The sequence below is a fragment of the Kitasatospora sp. NPDC001309 genome, from assembly GCF_042896295.1.
Classification (GTDB): domain Bacteria; phylum Actinomycetota; class Actinomycetes; order Streptomycetales; family Streptomycetaceae; genus Kitasatospora.
Genome location: NZ_JBIAXC010000001.1, coordinates 53,089 through 70,081, shown reverse-complemented (window position 1 = coordinate 70,081; position 16,993 = coordinate 53,089). Strand labels below are relative to the sequence as shown.

Below are 16,993 nucleotides of genomic sequence, written 5' to 3'. Positions count from 1 at the left end.
TGCCTCAGTCGTCCTGGAAGTTGCCCGCCGACGTGTGGAGGGTCGCGTACAGCGCGGACAGACGGGCGTTCCAGTTGGCGTAGGTGGGGCCGTCGATCGCGTGCTTCTTGCCCAGGTCCTTGATCGTCTTCTGGGCGGCCCGGAGCTCCTGGGCGGCGTCGTCGGGGTTGCCCTCGTTCAGCCGGGAGGCGGTCTCGTCGAGGATCTGCAGCAGCTCCGTCTGCTTGTCGCGCTCCTTGCCGACCTGCGCCTGCGCCACGGCCTGCCGGAAGGACTGGAGTTGGAGCTCCGCGGGCTGGTTGCGCGGGACGGACTGGGTGGGCACGGGAGCGGTCGGCGTGGCGGCCGGGGTGGTGGGGGCGGCAGCAGCGGAGGTCGGGGCCGTCGTCGCAGTGGTGGCCACGGACTTGGTCGCCGCCGGGGGCTTGGCGGCGGCGTTGCCGGCCGGCTCGTCGGCGGCGGTCAGCACCACGGCGATGACCCCGGCGAGGCCGGCTATGCCCAGCGCTCCGAGGACCAGGGGCTTGTTGCGCCGGCTCACCGTGGGGGCGGGCATGGGGAGCCGTCCGGCCGGGTGCGCCGCGGGCGGCATCGCCGGGAGCGGCGCCATCACCGAGGTCGCGGCCGGGACGGGGTGGTGCGGGACGCCGTGCGGGGTCTGGGGCGGGAGCAGGGTGGTGTGCTGCTGGTTCGGGTGCACCGGCGCCATCGGCCCCATCGGCCCCGTCGGTGCCATCGGCGGCATCGACCCCGTCGGCCCCATCGGCCCCACCGGCGGCAGCAGCTGCGTGGGAGCGGCGGTCGCGAGCAGCTCCGCGGTCGGATCGCCGACGGCCAGGCCCGGTACGGTGCCGAGGAGTTCGGCCCGCGCCGCGGCGGCGTCGGCCGGGCGGTGGGCCGGATCCTTGGCCAGCAGGCGCAGCGCCACCGCGTCCAGGGCCGGCGGCAGGCCTGGGCGGCGCGCGGACGGGGGCAGGGGCTGCTCGCTGACGTGCTTGAAGGCGATCGCCACCGGGGTCTCGGCGGTGAACGGCGTCGCGCCGGTGAGCATCTCGGTCAGCACGCAGCCGACCGCGTACAGGTCGGTGCGGCCGTCCAGGGCGGAGGCGGTGGCCTGCTCGGGCGAGAGGTAGGCGGCCGTACCGAGCACGCTCGCGGTCTGGGTCAGGTTGCTGGACGAACCGGCCCGGGCGATGCCGAAGTCCACCACCTTCACGCCGCCGTCGTCGGTGATCATGATGTTGCCGGGCTTGATGTCCCGGTGCACCAGGCCCGCCGCGTGCGCGACCGACAGCGCCTCGCAGACCGCCGCCGCGATGCCGACCGCGCGCTCCACCGGCAACTGCGGCTGCTGGACCAGGACCGCGGCGAGCGAACGGCCGTTCACCAGCTCCATGACGATGAACGGGGTGCCCTCGTCCACGCCCGAGTCGAAGACCATGACGATCCTCGGGTGCACCAGCATCGCGGCGTGCTGCGCCTCGCGGCTGAAACGCTCGGCGAAACGGGGGTCGTCGGCGAGGCCGCCGTTGAGGACCTTGACGGCCACCTGGCGGCCCAGGACCCGGTCGAGGCCGCGCCAGACCGTGGCCATGCCTCCGACGCCGAGTATCTCGACGAGTTCGTAACGCCCGTTCAGCGCGCGTCCGATCACCTGGGACTCCCCTCACGTGCGGCCTCCGGGGTCCCGAGCGGCCTCGTGCACCTGTGCACGATAGCCGCCCCGGGCCCGGGACCTGAGGGGGTGGCGGCCGGGGGACCGGGCAGCGGTCCCCCGACCGCCGGTCGAGGGGTGCGGCCCGCCCTGACTGCGGGAGGGCGGGCCGCACGTTCCGGACCGGCCGGGCCGGCGGCGCGTCCGGGGTGAGCGCCTGCCGAGCCGGCCGGGGCCGACCGGATGGACGGTGGGCACGGGGGAGCCGACCGGCCACCCGGGGTCTTCGGGTGGTTGTGCGTACTGCGGGTGGTGCGATCCGGATGGGCGGCGAGCCCGGGGGGAGTCGCTCGCCGCCCATCCGGAGTTCTGGGGGTCATCTCCGGGCGGACTGCTCGTCCTCGGAGGGGCCGGTCCTGCCCGGACGGGTGTCCGGCAGGGTGGGGAGGTTCGACGGGGTCGGGATCGCGTTGCCCTTGCCGGGCTTGGCCTTGCCGTCGCCGTTGGTGTCCTCGTTGCCGTTGGTGTCCTCGTTGCCGTTGGTGTTGCCGTTGGTGTTCCCGGTGCCGGTACCGGTACCGGTCCCGTTGCCCTTGCCGGGCTTGGCCTTGCCGTCGCCGTCGCCGTTGCCCTTCCCGGCGCCGGAGGGGCTCGGCCGCGGGCCGGTGCCCTGGTGGTCCCCGTCCTCCTGGCCGGGGGCGCCCTCGCAGTAGTCCTGGACCTCGTCCGCTCCGCCGGCCGCCGCGACCAGCGGGGCGAACAGCGGGTCGCCGGCCAGCTTCCCGGGGCGTTCGCCCTTGCCCGTACGGTCCGCGAAGCGCTGGCAGAGCGGGACCAGGGCGGCGGGCGGGGCGGGGTGCCGGGGGTGCTCGCCGGCCGTGGGGCCGTCGGGCGAGCCGGGGTCGGACGGGACGGTGCGGTGCGGGTCCGCGGGGGCGCCGATGGACGGCCGGGTGGGTCCGCCCGGGGAGGCGGAGCCGGAGCCGGTTCCGGTGGAGGTGTCGTGCGGGGAGCCGGACGGGCCGCCCGGGGCGGCGACCGCGTGCTCGGGTTCGGACGGGCCGCCGCCCAGGGCGGACGGCAGGTTGCCGGTGCCGGCGGCGACCGCGACCCCGCACAGCGCGGTGGCGCCGAGCACGGCGGCAGCGGCCTTCGTGCTGAAGGCCCTGGCCAGCGCGGCGGTTGCCATGGATCGTCTCCGGAGGGGTGTCACTACGGGGTCGGGCGTGAGACTCGCCTGCCGGAACGCGGCCAGGGCGGCCTCCTCCCCGGCCAGTTCGGCGGCCGTCGCCGGGGCGGCGGCCGCGGCCAGCACCCGGGCGAGCTGCCCGGCACCGTCCGGTCCGGTGAGCGAGGCGTCCTGCCCGGCCGACGGGCCGCCCACGGCACCGCCGAGCAGGTGCTCGGCGGCATCACGGTCGATCCGACGGGATCGGTTGGTGCTCATCTCATGTCCTTCAGCGTCGCGGCCCGGCGTTCTGTCACACCCTGCGGAGAAGTTTTTTCCGTGGGTTCCACGGCAGGTCGCCCCGCGGACTCCCGCGCCCGGGCCGGCGACCGTTCCCCGGCGGCCGCTTCGGCCCGGCGGGCAGCCGGCTCGGCCCGGCGGGCGCCCGGTTCGGCCTGGCGGGCGGCCGGGATCCCGGCCCCGGAGGCGAAGGGCTGGTCCAGCAGCTTGGCCAGTCGGCGCAACCCCCGGTGGGCGGCCATCCGGACGCTGCCGGCCCGCTTGCCGAGCACCCGGGCCGCGCTCTCGGCGTCCAGTTCCATGACCACTCTCAGCAGCACCGCCTCGGCCTGGTCGCGCGGCAGCCGGGAGATCAGGGCCAGCGCGTCGGCGGTGCCGACGGTGGCGAGAGCGGTGCGGGCGGTGTCGTCCCCGGCGGCCAGTTCGGCCAGGTACTCGTACGGCAGGTCGGCGACCGGGCGGCGGCGCCGGGCGCGCAGGTGGTCCATCGCCCGGTTGCGGGCGACGGTGGCGGCCCAGCCGCGGAAGCCGTCGCCGTCGCCGGAGAAGCCGCGCAGGTCGCGGGCGATCTGGAGCCAGGCCTCGGAGGCGATGTCCTCGGCGTCCTGGACGTCCTCGGGCCGCCCGCCGACGAGCACCCTCAGGTAGCGCAGCAGGCCCGGCTGGACGGTCCGGAACAGCAGCCGGAACGCCTCTTCGTCCCCCTCCTGTGCGGCGCGGACCGCCTCGGTCAGGTCGGTGGGAGCGGGGCCCCCGCCCGGTGGTGGGCCGACGGAGGGTACTGGTCCGGACCGGCCGAGGGGGCTGCCGGTGCCCGCTCCGGGCTGTTCTGCACTCTGCACCCGCCACATGATGCGCCATCCGGGCCAACGGGTCGGCTCCGGTCGAAGGACCGGGCCGGACGGGGCCAAGGTCCCGTGGACGGCTGCCGTTCGCCCGCAGCCCCGGGACACCGCCCCTGCCTACCTTGTCGGTAGGCGAATCGATCCGGGCGCCGACCGCGCCCCGGACGCCGGGCCCGCCGACGCGCCCGACCCTCGCCGTGACCCCGCGCCGTGACCCCGCGACCCCGCCGCGCCCGTTCTTACGACGCCCGCCCGAACCCGTTCGGGCGGGCGCTTCCGGGCTGTCCCCGGCCGGAGCGGGGCCGGGACGACCGCACGACCAGCAGGGAAAGACCGCGATGACGACTGCCCACGAGCTCCACACGACGGGACTGCGCGAACACCTCGCGCCCGCCCTGCGCGCCCTGGGCCTCACCGGTCGGCAGCGGGCCTTCGTCCTGCCGGACGACACGCACCGGCTGCTGGTCGAGCTGGTCGAGCGGCCCGCCGCCGACCGGGTCGCCTTCACCTTCGGGCTCCGCGTGGTCCGTCGGGCCGGTGGCGCCGACGGAGCGGGCGACGCCGACGGGGCCGGTGGCGGCGACGGAGCGGGTGGCGGCGGGACCGACGGGGAGCGGCCGGGCCCGGACGCCGGGGGCGGCGTCGAGGTCTGGCGGGCCCGGATCGGCGAGGTGCTGCCGGTCGGCGAGGACGTCTGGTGGGAGGTGCTGCCCGGGCCGCGCTGGCGGCTGCCGTTGGACGACGCCGTCGCCGCCGTCCGCGACTACGGCCTGCCGGAGCTGCGGCGCCGGGCCGCGGCGGACCTCTCCCCCACCGCCGGACCGTACCTCTCCCCCGCCGAGCTGGAGGACGTCAACGCCGCGCTGCTGACCGCCTCGGTGGCCCGGGTGCAGCGTGCCGAGCTGGCCGACGGGGCGCTGGTGCTGACCGGCGCCTGGACCCGGGGCGACGGGGTCGCCCGGACGGTGCTGGCCGGAGCGGCACAGGGCTTCCTGTCCGCCGGGGACGAACGGTTCCGCACGGTGCGGTGCCTGGACACACTCGGCCGGGAGCTGTGGGCCTTCGGCCCGACGCACCCCTAGAACGGCGCAGGTCGGCGGGGGTGTCACGGGCCGCACCGTGACAGCTGTCATGCGGATCAGGCAACGGACGGCACTGCTCTGACGGAGGGTCGGACGGCGAAGCTGGAGGCACGACGCGGGCAGCGGCCCGCGGCCACCAGCCGGGGAGGAACCCACCATGAGCAGCCAGACCGTCAGCGCCGCCGGCACCGTTCCCGCCACCACCACGCCCGCCACCGCCACCGCCACCACCGCCCCCGCCCCCGCGGACGGGGCCGCCGCCCCGGCGCCGAACCCGGTGGCCTCGGGGCTCCGTCCGCTGGTCCTCGACGTGGCCGCCCCGCTGGCGGGGTACTACCTGCTGCACTCGGTCTGCGGCCTCAGCGAGTTCGCCGCGCTGGCCTGGAGCAGCGTCTTCCCGGCCGGCCGGACCGTCCTCGGCCTGCTGCGCGAGCGTCAGGTCAACCTGTGGGCCGCGCTGATGCTGGCGGTCAACCTGGCGGGCCTGGCGCTCACCTTCGTCACCGGCGACGCCCGGATGATGATCGCCAAGGACGGTGGGCTGAGCGGCACCGTGGCGCTGGCGATCCTGGTCTCCGCGGCGGTCGGCAAGCCGGTGATGACCCCGGTGCTGATGCCCTTCCTCACGAAGGGGAAGCAGGACCGCGCCGCCGCCTGGCAGCGGCTGGTCGAGGGCCGGGCGGCGGGCTCGCGGGCCTTCCGCCGCCACGAGCGGGTGTTCGCCGGCATCTGGGGCACCGCGCTGCTGGCCGAGTGCGCGGCCCGGGTGGTCGGCGCCTTCACCCTGCCGGTGTCGACCATGGCCTGGCTGTCCACCGTGTTCCTGATCGGCGCGATCGCGGCCGGTTCGCTGTTCGGCCGGATCGCGGTCGACCCGATCGAGAAGCTGGTCGCCGCCGAGACCGGGACCCCGACCGCGGCCTGAGCCCCCGTCGGTGCGCCGCCGGGCACGCAGCCGGAACGCAGCCGGCACACCGTCGGTACGCCGTACGAACTGCCGGTGCCGAGGGTTCGAACGATCAGGAACCAATGGGATCTCCCGGGAGTCCATATAACGAGGGGATAACGGGATCCCCCGAGACGACCGACCGGGGAGCCCCACATGCGGACCGACGCACTGACCACCACCGAGGACCGCACCCTCGTCTGGGACGGCTGCCTGAACGTCCGTGACCTGGGCGGACTCCCCACCGCCTCCGGCCGCCCGACCACCCGCGGCGCGATAGCCCGGGCGGACAACCTGGACCGGCTGACCCGCGAGGGCTGGGACGCCCTCCTCGACCACGGTGTCCGCACCGTGGTCGACCTGCGCAACGCCGAGGAGTACAAGCCGCTCCTCCCGCTGCCCGACGGCGTCGAGCTGGTCCGCGTCCCGCTGGACGAACTGGCCGGCCCTGCCTGGTGGGCGGCCCACGGCCGACTGGACGGCACCCCGCTGGCCTTCCGCCCCTACCTGGAGCACTGCCCGCACGCCGCCGCCGCGCTGGTCACCGCGATCGCCGACGCCCGCCCCGGCGGCCTGGTGGTGCACTGCGGCGCCGGGCGCGACCGCACCGGCCTGGCCGCCCTGCTGCTGCTCGCCCTGGCCGGGGTCGACCGGGCCTCGATCGCCGAGGACTACCTGCTGAGCGGCCCCAACGTCCGCCCGCTGTACGGGATGCTCGGCCTGCCGGACCCGTACCGCCGGATCGACGCCGCGCTGGCCGAGGCCGGGACCACCGCCGAGGCCGCCCTGGCCGCCGCGCTCGACGGGCTGGACCCGGCGGGATACCTGCTCGCGGCCGGGGTCACGCCCGCCCAGGTCGCCGCCGTCCGGGGCCGACTGCTGCCCGCCGCGTAGGGGTCGCGGAGTTCGACGCGGGGCGAGCACAAGCTACCCGGCGGTAAGCGTCAACCGATGGTTGACGATCCTCGGGTCGACAACCTACGGTTGACGCATGGAGAATCCCGTTGTCCCCAACACCACTCCGCTGCGCCTCGACGACCTGATCACCGCGATCAAGAAGGTCCACACCGACGCGCTCGACCAGCTCTCCGACGCGGTCATCGCCGCCGACCACCTCGGCGAACTCGCCGACCACCTCATCGGCCACTTCGTCGACCAGGCCCGCCGCTCCGGCGCCTCCTGGACCGACATCGGCCACAGCATGGGCGTCAGCAAGCAGGCCGCCCAGAAGCGCTTCGTCTCCAAGGGCCCGGGCAGCCCGGCCGACCTCGACCCCAGCCAGGGCTTCTCCCGCTTCACGCCCCGGGCCCGCAAGGTCGTGGTGGCCTCGCAGGAGGAGGCCCGCCGGGCCAACAACCCCGAGATCGGCCCCGAGCACATCCTGCTCGGCCTGCTCGCCGAGCCCGAGGGCATCGGGCTCAAGGCGCTCCTCGCCCAGGGCGTCACCCCGGAGGCCGTCCGGACGGCGACCACCGCCGCGCTGCCGACCGCCGTCGAGCAGCAGGTGCCCGCGCTGATCCCGTACTCCACCCAGGGCAAGAAGGCCGTCGAGCTGACCTTCCGGGAGGCGCTCAAGCTCGGGCACAACTACGTCGGCACCGAGCACATCCTGCTCGCCCTCCTGGAGTTGGAGAACGGGAAGGGCGTGCTCGCCGGGCTGAACGTGGACAAGACCGAGGCGGAGACCTTCGTCTCGGAGGCCGTCGCCGCCCTGATCGCCGCCCGGGAGGCCGACCCCGGGGCTCGGTGAGGACCGGCCCACCGACCGTGCCTTGGGGGGACTCCCTTCCGGGGCACGGCACTTCGGCAGCTCGGCCTAGAAGCCGGAGACGTGGGTGGTGACGATCCGGACCCGGCCGTCGGCGGCCGCCTCCAGGGCCGCCCGCAGCCGGGCCGAACGGGCCGGGCCGAGCAGCTCCAGGGCCTCGTCCAGCGGGGCCCAGCGGTGGGTGTCCAGCTCGCCGGCCGGGACGGTCACGGGGGTGCCGTCCGGGACGGTGCCGAAGTCGAACATCAAGTGCTGGGCCGGGTGGTCGAGTTCGTTCGAGGGGTGGGTCCAGGAGATGGCCAGCAGGTCGCCGGCCTCCTTGACGATGCCGGTCTCCTCCTCCAACTCCCGCGCGGCACACTCGACCGGGCCCTCCCCGAGGTCGATCGTCCCGCCGGGGAACTGCCAGTGCTCGCGGTACCCGGCCTTCACGATCAGGATCCGGCCGGACTCGTCGCGCAGCAGGCAGCCCGCCGCCGCGTAGATCCGGGGCAGCGAGGCCAGCCACTCCTCGCGGGATCTCAAGGGCTCAGCCGTCACGGTGTTCCTCCTGGGGCAGGGCGGTTCGGTCGCCCCCACTCTGCCACCGGGGCGCGGCCGCCACGCCCGCCGAGCAGCACGGCCTACTCGGCCGGGAGCCGGGCCGGGAGGCCGAACAGCGGGAAGAGCACGTCGGTGTCGAGGAAGTTGGTGAGCCCGGTGATCCGGCCGTCCGACACCTCCGGCACGACCAGCGCCCACGGCGCGTACCCGCCCGCCGGGCCCGGCCGGTACTGGGCGAGGGCCGGACCGCCGTTGGCCGTCACCGGGAGCAGCCGGGAGCCCCGGCAACCGTGCCCCGGGCCCAGCATCCAGGCCCGGACCTCGGCCGCCCCCCGCAGCCACATCGAGTACGGCGGCATGTTGAGCGTGACGTCCTCGTGGAGCAGTGCGGTCAGGCCGTCCATGTCGTACGCCTCGAAGGCGCGGACGTAGCGCTCCAGCAGGGCGCGGTGCGCCTCGTCCAGTGCGGCGGCCGGGCGGGCGGCGGAGGCGTCCGCGGCGAGCACCGCGCGGGCCCGCTGCAACGCGCTGTTGACCGAGGCGACCGTGACGCCGAGCAGTTCGGCGACCTCTGCGGCCTTCCAGCCGAGCACCTCGCGCAGGATCAGCACCGCCCGCTGCCGGGGCGCGAGGCGCTGCAGCGCGGCGACGAAGGCCAGCTTCACCGACTCGCGCCGGGCGGCCACCTCGGCAGGGTCCCCCGTCTCGGGGAGCACCCGGCCGTCCGGCGCGGGGCCGATCCACGTCACCTCGGGCAGCCGGACGTCGCTCGCGGTGGCCACCGTCACCGGACCGGCGAGGTCCATCGGGCGGGCCCGGCCCTTGCGGCCGTTCAGCGCGTCCAGGCAGACGTTGGTGGCGATCCGGTACAGCCAGGAGCGCAGCGCCGAGCGGCCCTCGAAGCCCCGGTGCCCGCGCCAGGCGCGGACCATGGTCTCCTGCACCGCGTCCTCGGCCTCGAAGACCGAGCCGAGCATGCGGTAGCAGTAGCCGGTGAGTTCGGTGCGGTGGCGCTCCAGTTGGAGCTCCACCGGCTCCTGCGTGGTCACGTCGGTCATGGTGCGCCCCCGTCGCCTCGTGCGTACCGTCCGCCCCGTCGCGCCCTGTGCGTTCCGGGCGCCCCGCCGCGTCCTGGTGAACGGCTCGAACGTAGCGCACCCCACTGACAGTCGGCCGGTCAGCGGGGTGCATCGTCGGCGCGGGGCCGGCTCAGTGGGCCGAGTGCTTCTCGGCGCCGCGGTGGCGGTGCCCCTTGAGTTCCGCGTGCATCGCCGGGGCGGCGTGCGGCATCGCGGAGGCCGCGTCCCGCCCGCCGTGGCGGAAGGCGTCGCCGGTCGGGCTCCCGGGGGCGGACAGCGCGCCGAAGGCGGGCTTCGGTCCGAGCCGGCCGGGCATCGTCGCCATGCCCCGGCGTTCCAGCAGTTCCTGGGTGCCCTTGCGGAGCTGGGCGGTGCTGCCCGCGGTTCGCTTGGTCATCGTCGGCCTCCCTTCGGCGGCCGCGGCCGGACGGATGCCGGACCGAGGGGCCGCTCGGGTGTTATGTCCGGATTTTATCCGGTCGACGGGCCGGTGCCACCGGAGCGGTCGGGGGCCGGCTCAGCCCATGACCTCGTGGACGTAGCACCAGCGCCAGTCCTCCCCCGGTTCGTAGGAACGGATCACCGGGTGGGAGGAGTTGTGGAAGTGCGCGGTGGCGTGCCGCTGCGGCGAGTTGTCGCAGCAGCCGATGTGGCCGCAGTCCAGGCAGACCCGCAGGTGCACCCAGTCCCGGCTGCCCCCGGCCAGGCAGTCCGCGCAGCCGTCGGTGGGCGGGGCGGGCTCGATGTCCCGGGGGGCCATGGCGAGGTCTTCGCAGGCGGTCATGTTCGAAGGCTATGACGGCTCCGGCCGGGCCGCCCGCTCAGACCGTTCGCTCAGGACCCGTCCCCGGACTCCACGGGCTCTGCGCGCTCCGCGGGCTCCGGAACCGGGCCGGCGGCCGTCCAACTGGCCAGCAGGGCCAGCCTCTGGGCGGTGGGCGAACCCGGCGCGGCGGTGTAGGCGACCAGCACCTGGTCCGGCGAGCCCTGGACGGCCAGGGTCTCGAAACCGAGGTCGAGGTCGCCGACCAGCGGGTGCCGGAGCAGCTTCACGCCGCTGGTCTTCTCCCGCACCAGGTGGTCGGCCCAGAGCCGGCGGAACTCCTCGCTGCGCACCGACAGTTCGCCCACCAGGGCGGCCAGGGCCGGGTCGTCCGGGTGCAGCCCGGCGTCCCGGCGCAGCTGGGCGACGGTCTCGGCGGCGACGGCGTCCCACTGGCGGTACAGGGTGCGGGCGGCCGGGTCGAGGAAGGCGTCCCGGACCTGGTTGAGCGGCGCACCGGGCTTTCCGGCCGCGGCGCGCTCGGAGAAGCCGTTCACCGCGTCGCCCAGGGCGTTCCAGGCCAGCACGTCCATCCGGCGGCCCAGTACGAAGGCCGGCACCCCGGCCATCAGGTCCAGCAGCAGCCGCGTCCCCGGGCGGACCCGCCGGTCCCCGCGGACCCGGGCGGGCGCCTCCTTCGGCGGGCGGTTCAGCGACCGCAGGTGCGCCGTCTCCGCCCCGTCCAGCCGCAGCACCCGGGCGACCGCGTCCAGCACCGCGTCCGAGGCGCTCCCGCCGCGGCCCTGCTCCAGCCGGATGTAGTAGTCCACGCTGACCCCGGCGAGCTGCGCCACCTCCTCCCGGCGCAGGCCCTGCACCCGGCGGCGGCCGTGCGCGGGCAGGCCCACCTCCTCCGGCTGGATCCGGGCCCGGCGCGAGCGGAGGAAGTCCCCCAGGGTGTTCTCCATGCCAGGCAGGGTAGCCCCGGGGCGACGGCCCGAGGGTGGTACTGCCTTTCCCAGGCAGGGACTTCCCGGGCAGGGACTTCCCGGGAAGCGCGGACCCGGGAAGAACGTGGCCCTGGGTAGGCGCGCGGCGGCGCCGCAGAGTGGTCGACGTCAGCAGGTCGAACCCCTCCAGGAGTCCCCGATGAGCTACCCCGCCCTCGCCACCCGCACCGCCGTCGTCACCGGAGCCGCCAGCGGCATGGGCGCCGCCACCGCCCGGCTGCTCGCCGCGAACGGCGCCCGGGTCGCCCTGCTCGCCCGCCGCACCGGGCGGATCGACGCGCTCGCCGCCGAGATCGCCGCGGCCGGCGGGCAGGCCCTCGCCGTCACCGCCGACATCACCGACCAGGCCTCGGTCGACGCCGCCGCGAAGGCCGTCCACGCCGCCTACGGCCCGGTCGACCTGGTGGTCAACAACGCCGGGGTGATGCTCGCCAACCCGCTCGCCGACGGGCGGATCGACGAATGGACCCGGATGATCGACACCAACCTCACCGGCGCCCTGCGGATCGTCCGCGCCTTCACCGCCGACCTCACCGCGGCCGCCGCCGACGGCCGCACCGCCGACCTGGTCAACGTCTCCTCCATCGCCTCGCACGTCTCCTTCCCCGACTACGCGGTGTACGGCGCCACCAAGGCCGCCCTCACCCAGCTCTCCACCGCCCTGCGCACCGAGTTCGGCCCGCGCGACGTCCGGGTCAGCGCCGTCGAGCCCGGCCTCACCGACACCGAACTCGGCGAGCACATCGACAACCCGGTGCTGCGCGAACAGCTCGGCGGCCTGTTCGCCGCGATCCCGGCGCTCGGCGCGGACGACATCGCGGACCTCATCGCCTACACCGTGAGCCGGCCCCGGCACGTCAACCTGCGCCACCAGGTGGTGCTGCCGACCCGGCAGGCGTGACGCGGGCGGGCCCGGGGCGCGACGGGGGCGGGGCACGACAGGGGCGGGGCGCGACGGGGGGCCGGGGCGCGACGGGGGCGGGGCGGGGGCGCCGAACCCGCGCCCCCGGCCCACGGGCGGCATGGGAGCATGCCACCCGTGGCGATCGTGACGGGGAGAACGAACGGCGACACCGGCGGGGGCGGCACCACCACCCCGGCCGGACGACCGGACAGCGACGGGGAGATACCCGGGCAGCGGCATGCCGACAGGGCCGCACCCGGCCGACCGGGAGGCCCGGGAGGCCTGCGGCGACGGGCCCGCCCGCTGGCCGAGGCCGGCCGGGTCCGACAGCCCGTCGCCCTGATCCGGCTGCTCACCGGCCTGATCACGATCGCGCTCACCCTGCTGCTCGCCGACTACGCCCGCGCCACCACCGGCGGCATCGCCGCCGACGTCGCCGGGGCCGCCGCGCTGGTCCCCAGGCCGCTGGCGAACCTGGCCGGCGGGCTCACCACCGCCGCCGTCCTGCTGCTGCCCGTCGGCCTCGCCGTCCGCCGCCTGCTCGGCCCCGACCGGCGGCGCGCCCTCCAGCAGGTCTCCGACGGGCTGCTCGCCGCCGTCATCGCGTACGGCGCCACCCTCGCCCTCGACCTGTGGGCCGACGACCTCGCCCCGGCCTCACTGCTCACCGCCCTCACCCAGCGGCTGCCCGCCGACGCGCTCGCGCACACCGAACCCGTCTACGGCTACCTGGCGCCCGTCCTCGCCTTCATGACCGCCTCCGCCAGCCGCGAACGGCGCCTGCCCTGGGCCGTCCTCACCCTCTCCGGCCTCGCCGGACTGGCCGGCGGGTACGCCACCCCCACCGCCCTGCTGCTCGGGCTGCTCATCGGCTGGACCGGCGCCCACGGCACCCTGTACGCCGTCGGCACCCCGGACCCGCGGCCCCGGCCCGGCGAAGTGCTCCGCGCCCTGCGCGACAGCGGACTGCGACCGGTCGAGGCACTGCCCGCCGGACCGGACCGATACCGGGTCCGGCAGGCCGACGACCGGCCCGAACTCGACGTCCAACTGCTCGACCGGCAGGCCGTCACCGCCGCCGCCGTCCAGCGCGCCTGGCGCCGCCTGCGGCTGCGCACCGCCCCCCACCCGCGCGCCCTGCGCTCACCGCGCACCGGGCTGGAACACGAGGCCCTGGTCACCTACGCCGCCCTCGCCGCCGGCGTCCGCACCCGCCGGATCGCCGCCACCGCCGGCCTCGGCCACGACACCGCCCTGATCGCGTACGAGCACCTGGCCGGACGCACCCTCGACCGGCTCGACGACGAGGAGATCACCGACGGGCTCCTCACCGACGCCTGGGGCCAGCTCGCCCTGCTCCAGCGCCGCGAGATCGCCCACCGCGCCCTCGTCCCGTCCTCACTGCTGGTCGACGGCACCGGCGCGGTCCACCTGGTCGACTTCGCCGACGGCGACATCGCGGCCAGCGAACTCGTCCTGCGCTGCGACGTCGTCCAACTGCTCACCACCCTCGCCCTCCGGGCCGGCGCCGACCGCGCCGTCCGCACCGCCACCACCGTCCTCGGCCGCGACGCCCTGGGCGCCGCACTCCCCCTCCTCCAACCGATCGCCCTCGCCCGCTCGACCCGCCAGGCGCTCAAGCGCCGCCCGGGCGCCGGTCCGGCGGGGGCGGGGGCGGAGGCCCCGGAGGGGGGCGGCCACGGTGCGGTCGCGTCGACACCGGGCGCGTCGACACCGGGCGGGCAGGCGCCGGGCGACGCGGCCGGCGGTGGGCAGCAGACCGGGCAGCCGGTGGTCCCGGACGGCAGCTCGGGCAGCGCTGCCGTCCCCACCCGGTCGTCCGCCACTCCGGCGGTCGGCCGGGTCGCCCCGGCCGCGGAGGCCGGCTCCGCGGCCGGGGCGGAGGCCGGGGCGGAGGCCGGGGTGTCCGGCGGGTTGCTGGAGGAGATCCGGGCGGAGGTGTCGCGCGGGCGCCCGGAGGTGGTGGGGCGGCCGGTGCGGCTGGAGCGGTTGCGGCCGCGGACCCTGTTCGCCGTGGCGGGCGGGGTGGTGGCCGGGGTGCTGCTGCTCCCGCAGTTCTTCGCGGTGGAGGACAACCCGATCGCGGCGCTGACCGATGCCGATCCGTGGTGGATGGCGCTGGCGGTGCTGGCCGCGGGGCTGAGCCACGTGGCGGCGGCGATGGGGTTCGTCGGGTTCGTGCCGGAGCGGCTGAACTTCCGCAACGTGGTGCTGGCGCAGCTGGCCGGAGCGTTCGTGAAGCTGGTGTCGCCCGGGGGCGTCGGCGGGATCGCGCTGAACACCCGGCTGCTGCAGCGGGCGAACATCCCCACCGCGCAGGCGCTGTCCAGCGTCGGGGTGGGGCAGTTGATCGGGCTGGTGCTGCACCTGCTGCAGCTGGGGGCCTTCGTCTACCTGGTGGACGCGCAGCCGGGCGGTTCGGAGCTGGCGGCGCTGCCGGCCGTGGTCGGCGGGCTGGTGGTGGCGGCCGTGCTGCTGGTGGTGGTGTGGTCGATCCCGCCCGCCCGGCGGTGGCTGGCGGCGCGACTGCGGCCGTTGACGGCCGAGGTGCTGCCGCGGCTGCTGGACCTGCTGCGCAATCCGGGGCGGCTGGCGGTGGGGGTGGCCGGACAGCTGGCGGTGTCGCTCTGCCTGATCACCTGCCTGTACTGCTGCGCCCTGGCGATCGGCCGGGCACCGTCCTTCGCCGCGGTGGCGGTGGTGTTCCTGGTGGGCAACGCGGCGGGCAACGCAGCGCCGACCCCGGGCGGGGTCGGCGCGGTGGACGGGGCGCTGCTGCTGGGGCTCCAGCAGACCGCGTCGATGGAGGAGGGCGGGGCGCTGGCGGCGGTGGCGCTGTTCCGGCTGCTGACGCTGATCCTGCCGGTGCTGCCGGGCTGGGCGGCGATGACCTGGTTGCAGCGCCGCAAGGCGCTGTAGGGGGCGCGTGGGGGCCGGTGGGGCGTGCGGGGGCCGGTGGGGGCCGGTGAGTGCTGGTGGGCGCTTGCCGCTACTCCCGGTACTCGTCCTCGTCGAGCTGGACGACCCGGCTCTGCTCGGCGGCGTCCGCGAGGTCGGTGGCCGGGTCCCCGCCGACGGCCCGGCGCTCGGCGACCTCGTCGTACTCGTCGCCGTCGGTCGCTGCGTCGTCGGGCTCGACGGTCTCGGCAGCCTCGTCGATCAGGTAGTCCTCGTGATTCTGCGGCATGGCGTCCGTCCTCACTGTCGGGAGGCTCCCAGGGCCCGGATGGCGGTACTCGCAGTATCCGCCGCCGGGCGCGCGGACGCGACGTGCCGAGGGCGCTCCGGCGTGTTGTCCGGGCCCCGACCACGCCCGCCCGGCTCCGGAGGCGTTCCGCGCGACGATCGCCCCGGACGCCGCCCGGACGCCGCCCGGGCGGCCGCGCCGACCGGTCCGGGGCCCCGCCCGCGGGCCCGTCCCCCCGGGGCCGGGCGGAACGCCCCGCAGGCCGCCGGGGGTACGATCGGTGCCGTACCCAGGGCCGTCCCGCACCCACCCGGTGGGCCCCGAGGCCCATCCGCACGACGGCCTGACCACGACGGCCCTTACGAACGACGGGGAACCCATGTCCGGCTCGCACTACTTCTCCAGTGCGCCCGAGGTCGCCAGCGAGCGCCGGCCGATCACGGTCTCGCTCCCGGACCTGACCCTCGAACTCACCACCGACGCGGGGGTGTTCTCGCACGGCCGACTCGACCAGGGCACCCGGGTCCTGCTGGAGCACGCCCCGCCGCCGCGGGTCCGCGGCCCGATCCTGGACGTCGGCTGCGGCTACGGCCCGATCGCGCTGACCTGGGCGACCCGCCGCAAGCGGCTCCCGGTGTGGGCGGTGGACGTGAACGAGCGCGCGCTGGAGCTGGTCCGGCTGAACGCGGAGGCCCTGCGGCTGGGCAACGTCCAGGCCGCGCTGCCGGACGAGGTCCCCGAGGACCTCCGGTTCGCCACCATCTACTCCAACCCGCCGATCCGGATCGGCAAGGCCGAGCTGCGCGGGCTGTTGACCCACTGGCTCGGCCGGCTGACCCCGGACGGCTCGGCGTTCCTCGTGGTGCAGAAGCACCTGGGCTCGGACTCGCTGCAGAAGTGGCTCAACGAGCAGGGCTACCCGACCTCCCGGGTCGCGTCGGTCAACGGGTTCCGGATTCTGGAAGCGCGGCCCCGCCCGGAAGCGGGCGAGGGCACCGAGAGTGGACGGGGAACGACGTCGTGAAGCAGCTGCGCGGGACCGAATTGAAGCGACTGCACCGCACCTGGCGGCGCAGCAACGAGTTCCGGCTCGCGATGATCCTGGAGAACCTGCAGTCGCCGTTCAACGTCGGTTCGGTGGTGCGCACCGGGGCGGCGATGGGCGCCGAGAAGCTGTACCTGACCGGGGACACCCCGTCGGTGCGCTCGTCCGGCGCGCAGAAGGCCGCGATGGGCACCGACAAGTACCTCAAGGTGGAGCACTTCCCGACCGTCGCCGAGGCGGTCGCGGCCGCGAAGGCCGACGGCTTCAAGGTGGTCGGGCTGGAGCTGGCGGACGACGCGGTGCCGATGTTCGCCGCCGGGCTGACCCCCGCGGTGGCCTTCGTGCTGGGGCACGAGGACCGCGGGATCACGCCCGAGGCGCTGGAGCTCTGCGACCAGGTGGTGTTCGTGCCGCAGCTGGGCCGGGTCGGCTCGCTGAACGTCTCGGCGGCCGCGACGGTGGCCTGCTACGAGGCGCGCCGGCAGGGGTACGCGATCAGCGGCACCCCGGACGGGAGTGACGCCGGGGGCGACCTCGGCGGCGACGTCGAGGGCGACTTCGGCGACGAGGACTGACATCTGATTCGTCGTCAGATGATCGGAGGGGTGTGCCGAACGGCACACCCCTCCGGCGTTCCCCGACGTGATCCGGTGCCGGAAGCCGCCGGATATCTGCCGA

General features: G+C 75.8%; 17 protein-coding genes. 8 read left to right on the top strand and 9 right to left on the bottom strand.

Translation table 11 applies throughout. From position 1 onward, the window contains the following. Positions 1 to 4 precede the first annotated feature (4 nt). The 3 genes from ACFY2K_RS00305 to ACFY2K_RS00295 all read right to left on the bottom strand — a co-directional run bounded on the left by ACFY2K_RS00305 (position 5) and on the right by ACFY2K_RS00295 (position 3,973). Complete coding sequence (locus ACFY2K_RS00305) at positions 5 to 1,654, bottom strand: protein kinase (RefSeq protein WP_387708960.1); 1,650 nt, start codon at positions 1,652 to 1,654, stop codon at positions 5 to 7. A 376-nt stretch (positions 1,655 to 2,030) separates the two neighbouring features. Then, positions 2,031 to 3,101, bottom strand: coding sequence for a hypothetical protein (locus tag ACFY2K_RS00300; protein WP_387708958.1), 1,071 nt, complete (start codon positions 3,099 to 3,101; stop codon positions 2,031 to 2,033). Continuing rightward, positions 3,098 to 3,973, bottom strand: coding sequence for an RNA polymerase sigma factor (locus ACFY2K_RS00295; protein WP_380645058.1), 876 nt, complete (start codon positions 3,971 to 3,973; stop codon positions 3,098 to 3,100). The genes ACFY2K_RS00300 and ACFY2K_RS00295 overlap by 4 nt, the downstream gene beginning before the upstream one ends. Before the next feature lie 332 nt (positions 3,974 to 4,305). Between ACFY2K_RS00295 and ACFY2K_RS00290 the strand changes: the two genes are divergently transcribed. From ACFY2K_RS00290 to ACFY2K_RS00275, 4 genes are all read left to right on the top strand, one after another. Further along, positions 4,306 to 5,049, top strand: coding sequence for a hypothetical protein (locus ACFY2K_RS00290; protein ID WP_387708956.1), 744 nt, complete (start codon positions 4,306 to 4,308; stop codon positions 5,047 to 5,049). A 157-nt stretch (positions 5,050 to 5,206) separates the two neighbouring features. Further along, positions 5,207 to 5,974, top strand: a complete 768-nt coding sequence (locus ACFY2K_RS00285) for a VC0807 family protein (protein ID WP_380529392.1) — start codon at positions 5,207 to 5,209, stop codon at positions 5,972 to 5,974. A 177-nt stretch (positions 5,975 to 6,151) separates the two neighbouring features. Beyond that, the gene (locus tag ACFY2K_RS00280; RefSeq protein WP_380529394.1) at positions 6,152 to 6,889 is read left to right on the top strand and encodes a tyrosine-protein phosphatase; all 738 of its coding nucleotides are present in this window, start codon (positions 6,152 to 6,154) and stop codon (positions 6,887 to 6,889) included. A gap of 97 nt (positions 6,890 to 6,986) precedes the next feature. Further along, positions 6,987 to 7,745: a Clp protease N-terminal domain-containing protein gene (locus tag ACFY2K_RS00275; protein WP_387708953.1), complete on the top strand. Its 759-nt coding sequence runs from the start codon at positions 6,987 to 6,989 to the stop codon at positions 7,743 to 7,745. Positions 7,746 to 7,811: 66 nt separating this feature from the next. Here the strand turns inward: ACFY2K_RS00275 and ACFY2K_RS00270 are convergent, their stop codons facing one another. The 5 genes from ACFY2K_RS00270 to ACFY2K_RS00250 form a co-directional block, all read right to left on the bottom strand. Then, a complete protein-coding gene (locus ACFY2K_RS00270) occupies positions 7,812 to 8,303 on the bottom strand; it encodes an NUDIX domain-containing protein (protein ID WP_380529396.1) in 492 nt (163 codons plus the stop codon). Between the two features lie 83 nt (positions 8,304 to 8,386). Further along, complete coding sequence (locus ACFY2K_RS00265; protein ID WP_380640747.1) at positions 8,387 to 9,364, bottom strand: sigma-70 family RNA polymerase sigma factor; 978 nt, start codon at positions 9,362 to 9,364, stop codon at positions 8,387 to 8,389. 151 nt (positions 9,365 to 9,515) lie between these two features. Further along, positions 9,516 to 9,782 carry a hypothetical protein gene (locus tag ACFY2K_RS00260; RefSeq protein WP_380529398.1) on the bottom strand — a complete coding sequence of 89 codons (267 nt, stop codon included), beginning with the start codon at positions 9,780 to 9,782 and terminating at the stop codon, positions 9,516 to 9,518. A 120-nt stretch (positions 9,783 to 9,902) separates the two neighbouring features. Further along, entirely contained in the window at positions 9,903 to 10,169 is a 267-nt protein-coding gene (locus ACFY2K_RS00255; RefSeq protein WP_375887480.1) for a UBP-type zinc finger domain-containing protein, read from the bottom strand. A 50-nt stretch (positions 10,170 to 10,219) separates the two neighbouring features. Further along, positions 10,220 to 11,116, bottom strand: a complete 897-nt coding sequence (locus ACFY2K_RS00250) for a helix-turn-helix transcriptional regulator (protein ID WP_380640743.1) — start codon at positions 11,114 to 11,116, stop codon at positions 10,220 to 10,222. A gap of 181 nt (positions 11,117 to 11,297) precedes the next feature. On the opposite strand from ACFY2K_RS00250, the gene ACFY2K_RS00245 reads away from it, so the two are divergent. Both ACFY2K_RS00245 and ACFY2K_RS00240 read left to right on the top strand, forming a co-directional pair. Next, positions 11,298 to 12,059 (top strand): SDR family oxidoreductase, encoded by a 762-nt coding sequence (locus tag ACFY2K_RS00245; protein WP_380399606.1) that lies wholly within the window; start codon positions 11,298 to 11,300, stop codon positions 12,057 to 12,059. A 138-nt stretch (positions 12,060 to 12,197) separates the two neighbouring features. Continuing rightward, entirely contained in the window at positions 12,198 to 15,002 is a 2,805-nt protein-coding gene (locus ACFY2K_RS00240) for a lysylphosphatidylglycerol synthase domain-containing protein (RefSeq protein WP_387708947.1), read from the top strand. A 70-nt stretch (positions 15,003 to 15,072) separates the two neighbouring features. Here the strand turns inward: ACFY2K_RS00240 and ACFY2K_RS00235 are convergent, their stop codons facing one another. Continuing rightward, on the bottom strand, positions 15,073 to 15,270 hold the full coding sequence (locus ACFY2K_RS00235) for a hypothetical protein (protein ID WP_375887489.1): 198 nt from the start codon (positions 15,268 to 15,270) through the stop codon (positions 15,073 to 15,075). 379 nt (positions 15,271 to 15,649) lie between these two features. Between ACFY2K_RS00235 and ACFY2K_RS00230 the strand changes: the two genes are divergently transcribed. Both ACFY2K_RS00230 and ACFY2K_RS00225 read left to right on the top strand, forming a co-directional pair. Continuing rightward, positions 15,650 to 16,294: a class I SAM-dependent methyltransferase gene (locus ACFY2K_RS00230; protein ID WP_380529405.1), complete on the top strand. Its 645-nt coding sequence runs from the start codon at positions 15,650 to 15,652 to the stop codon at positions 16,292 to 16,294. Then, positions 16,291 to 16,890 carry a TrmH family RNA methyltransferase gene (locus ACFY2K_RS00225; RefSeq protein ID WP_380529407.1) on the top strand — a complete coding sequence of 200 codons (600 nt, stop codon included), beginning with the start codon at positions 16,291 to 16,293 and terminating at the stop codon, positions 16,888 to 16,890. Before ACFY2K_RS00230 ends, ACFY2K_RS00225 begins: the two co-directional genes overlap by 4 nt. Positions 16,891 to 16,993: the final 103 nt, after the last annotated feature.

What these genes read in the sequence shown, in the direction of transcription:
- ACFY2K_RS00230 (WP_380529405.1), top strand. Translation starts at nt 15,650, where the DNA reads ATGTCCGGCTCGCACTACTTCTCCAGTGCGCCCGAGGTCGCCAGCGAG.
- ACFY2K_RS00290 (WP_387708956.1), top strand. Translation starts at nt 4,306, where the DNA reads ATGACGACTGCCCACGAGCTCCACACGACGGGACTGCGCGAACACCTC.
- ACFY2K_RS00280 (WP_380529394.1), top strand. Translation starts at nt 6,152, where the DNA reads ATGCGGACCGACGCACTGACCACCACCGAGGACCGCACCCTCGTCTGG.
- ACFY2K_RS00265 (WP_380640747.1), bottom strand. Translation starts at nt 9,364, where the DNA reads ATGACCGACGTGACCACGCAGGAGCCGGTGGAGCTCCAACTGGAGCGC.
- ACFY2K_RS00260 (WP_380529398.1), bottom strand. Translation starts at nt 9,782, where the DNA reads ATGACCAAGCGAACCGCGGGCAGCACCGCCCAGCTCCGCAAGGGCACC.
- ACFY2K_RS00300 (WP_387708958.1), bottom strand. Translation starts at nt 3,101, where the DNA reads ATGAGCACCAACCGATCCCGTCGGATCGACCGTGATGCCGCCGAGCAC.
- ACFY2K_RS00235 (WP_375887489.1), bottom strand. Translation starts at nt 15,270, where the DNA reads ATGCCGCAGAATCACGAGGACTACCTGATCGACGAGGCTGCCGAGACC.
- ACFY2K_RS00275 (WP_387708953.1), top strand. Translation starts at nt 6,987, where the DNA reads ATGGAGAATCCCGTTGTCCCCAACACCACTCCGCTGCGCCTCGACGAC.
- ACFY2K_RS00250 (WP_380640743.1), bottom strand. Translation starts at nt 11,116, where the DNA reads ATGGAGAACACCCTGGGGGACTTCCTCCGCTCGCGCCGGGCCCGGATC.
- ACFY2K_RS00285 (WP_380529392.1), top strand. Translation starts at nt 5,207, where the DNA reads ATGAGCAGCCAGACCGTCAGCGCCGCCGGCACCGTTCCCGCCACCACC.
- ACFY2K_RS00255 (WP_375887480.1), bottom strand. Translation starts at nt 10,169, where the DNA reads ATGACCGCCTGCGAAGACCTCGCCATGGCCCCCCGGGACATCGAGCCC.
- ACFY2K_RS00295 (WP_380645058.1), bottom strand. Translation starts at nt 3,973, where the DNA reads ATGTGGCGGGTGCAGAGTGCAGAACAGCCCGGAGCGGGCACCGGCAGC.
- ACFY2K_RS00245 (WP_380399606.1), top strand. Translation starts at nt 11,298, where the DNA reads ATGAGCTACCCCGCCCTCGCCACCCGCACCGCCGTCGTCACCGGAGCC.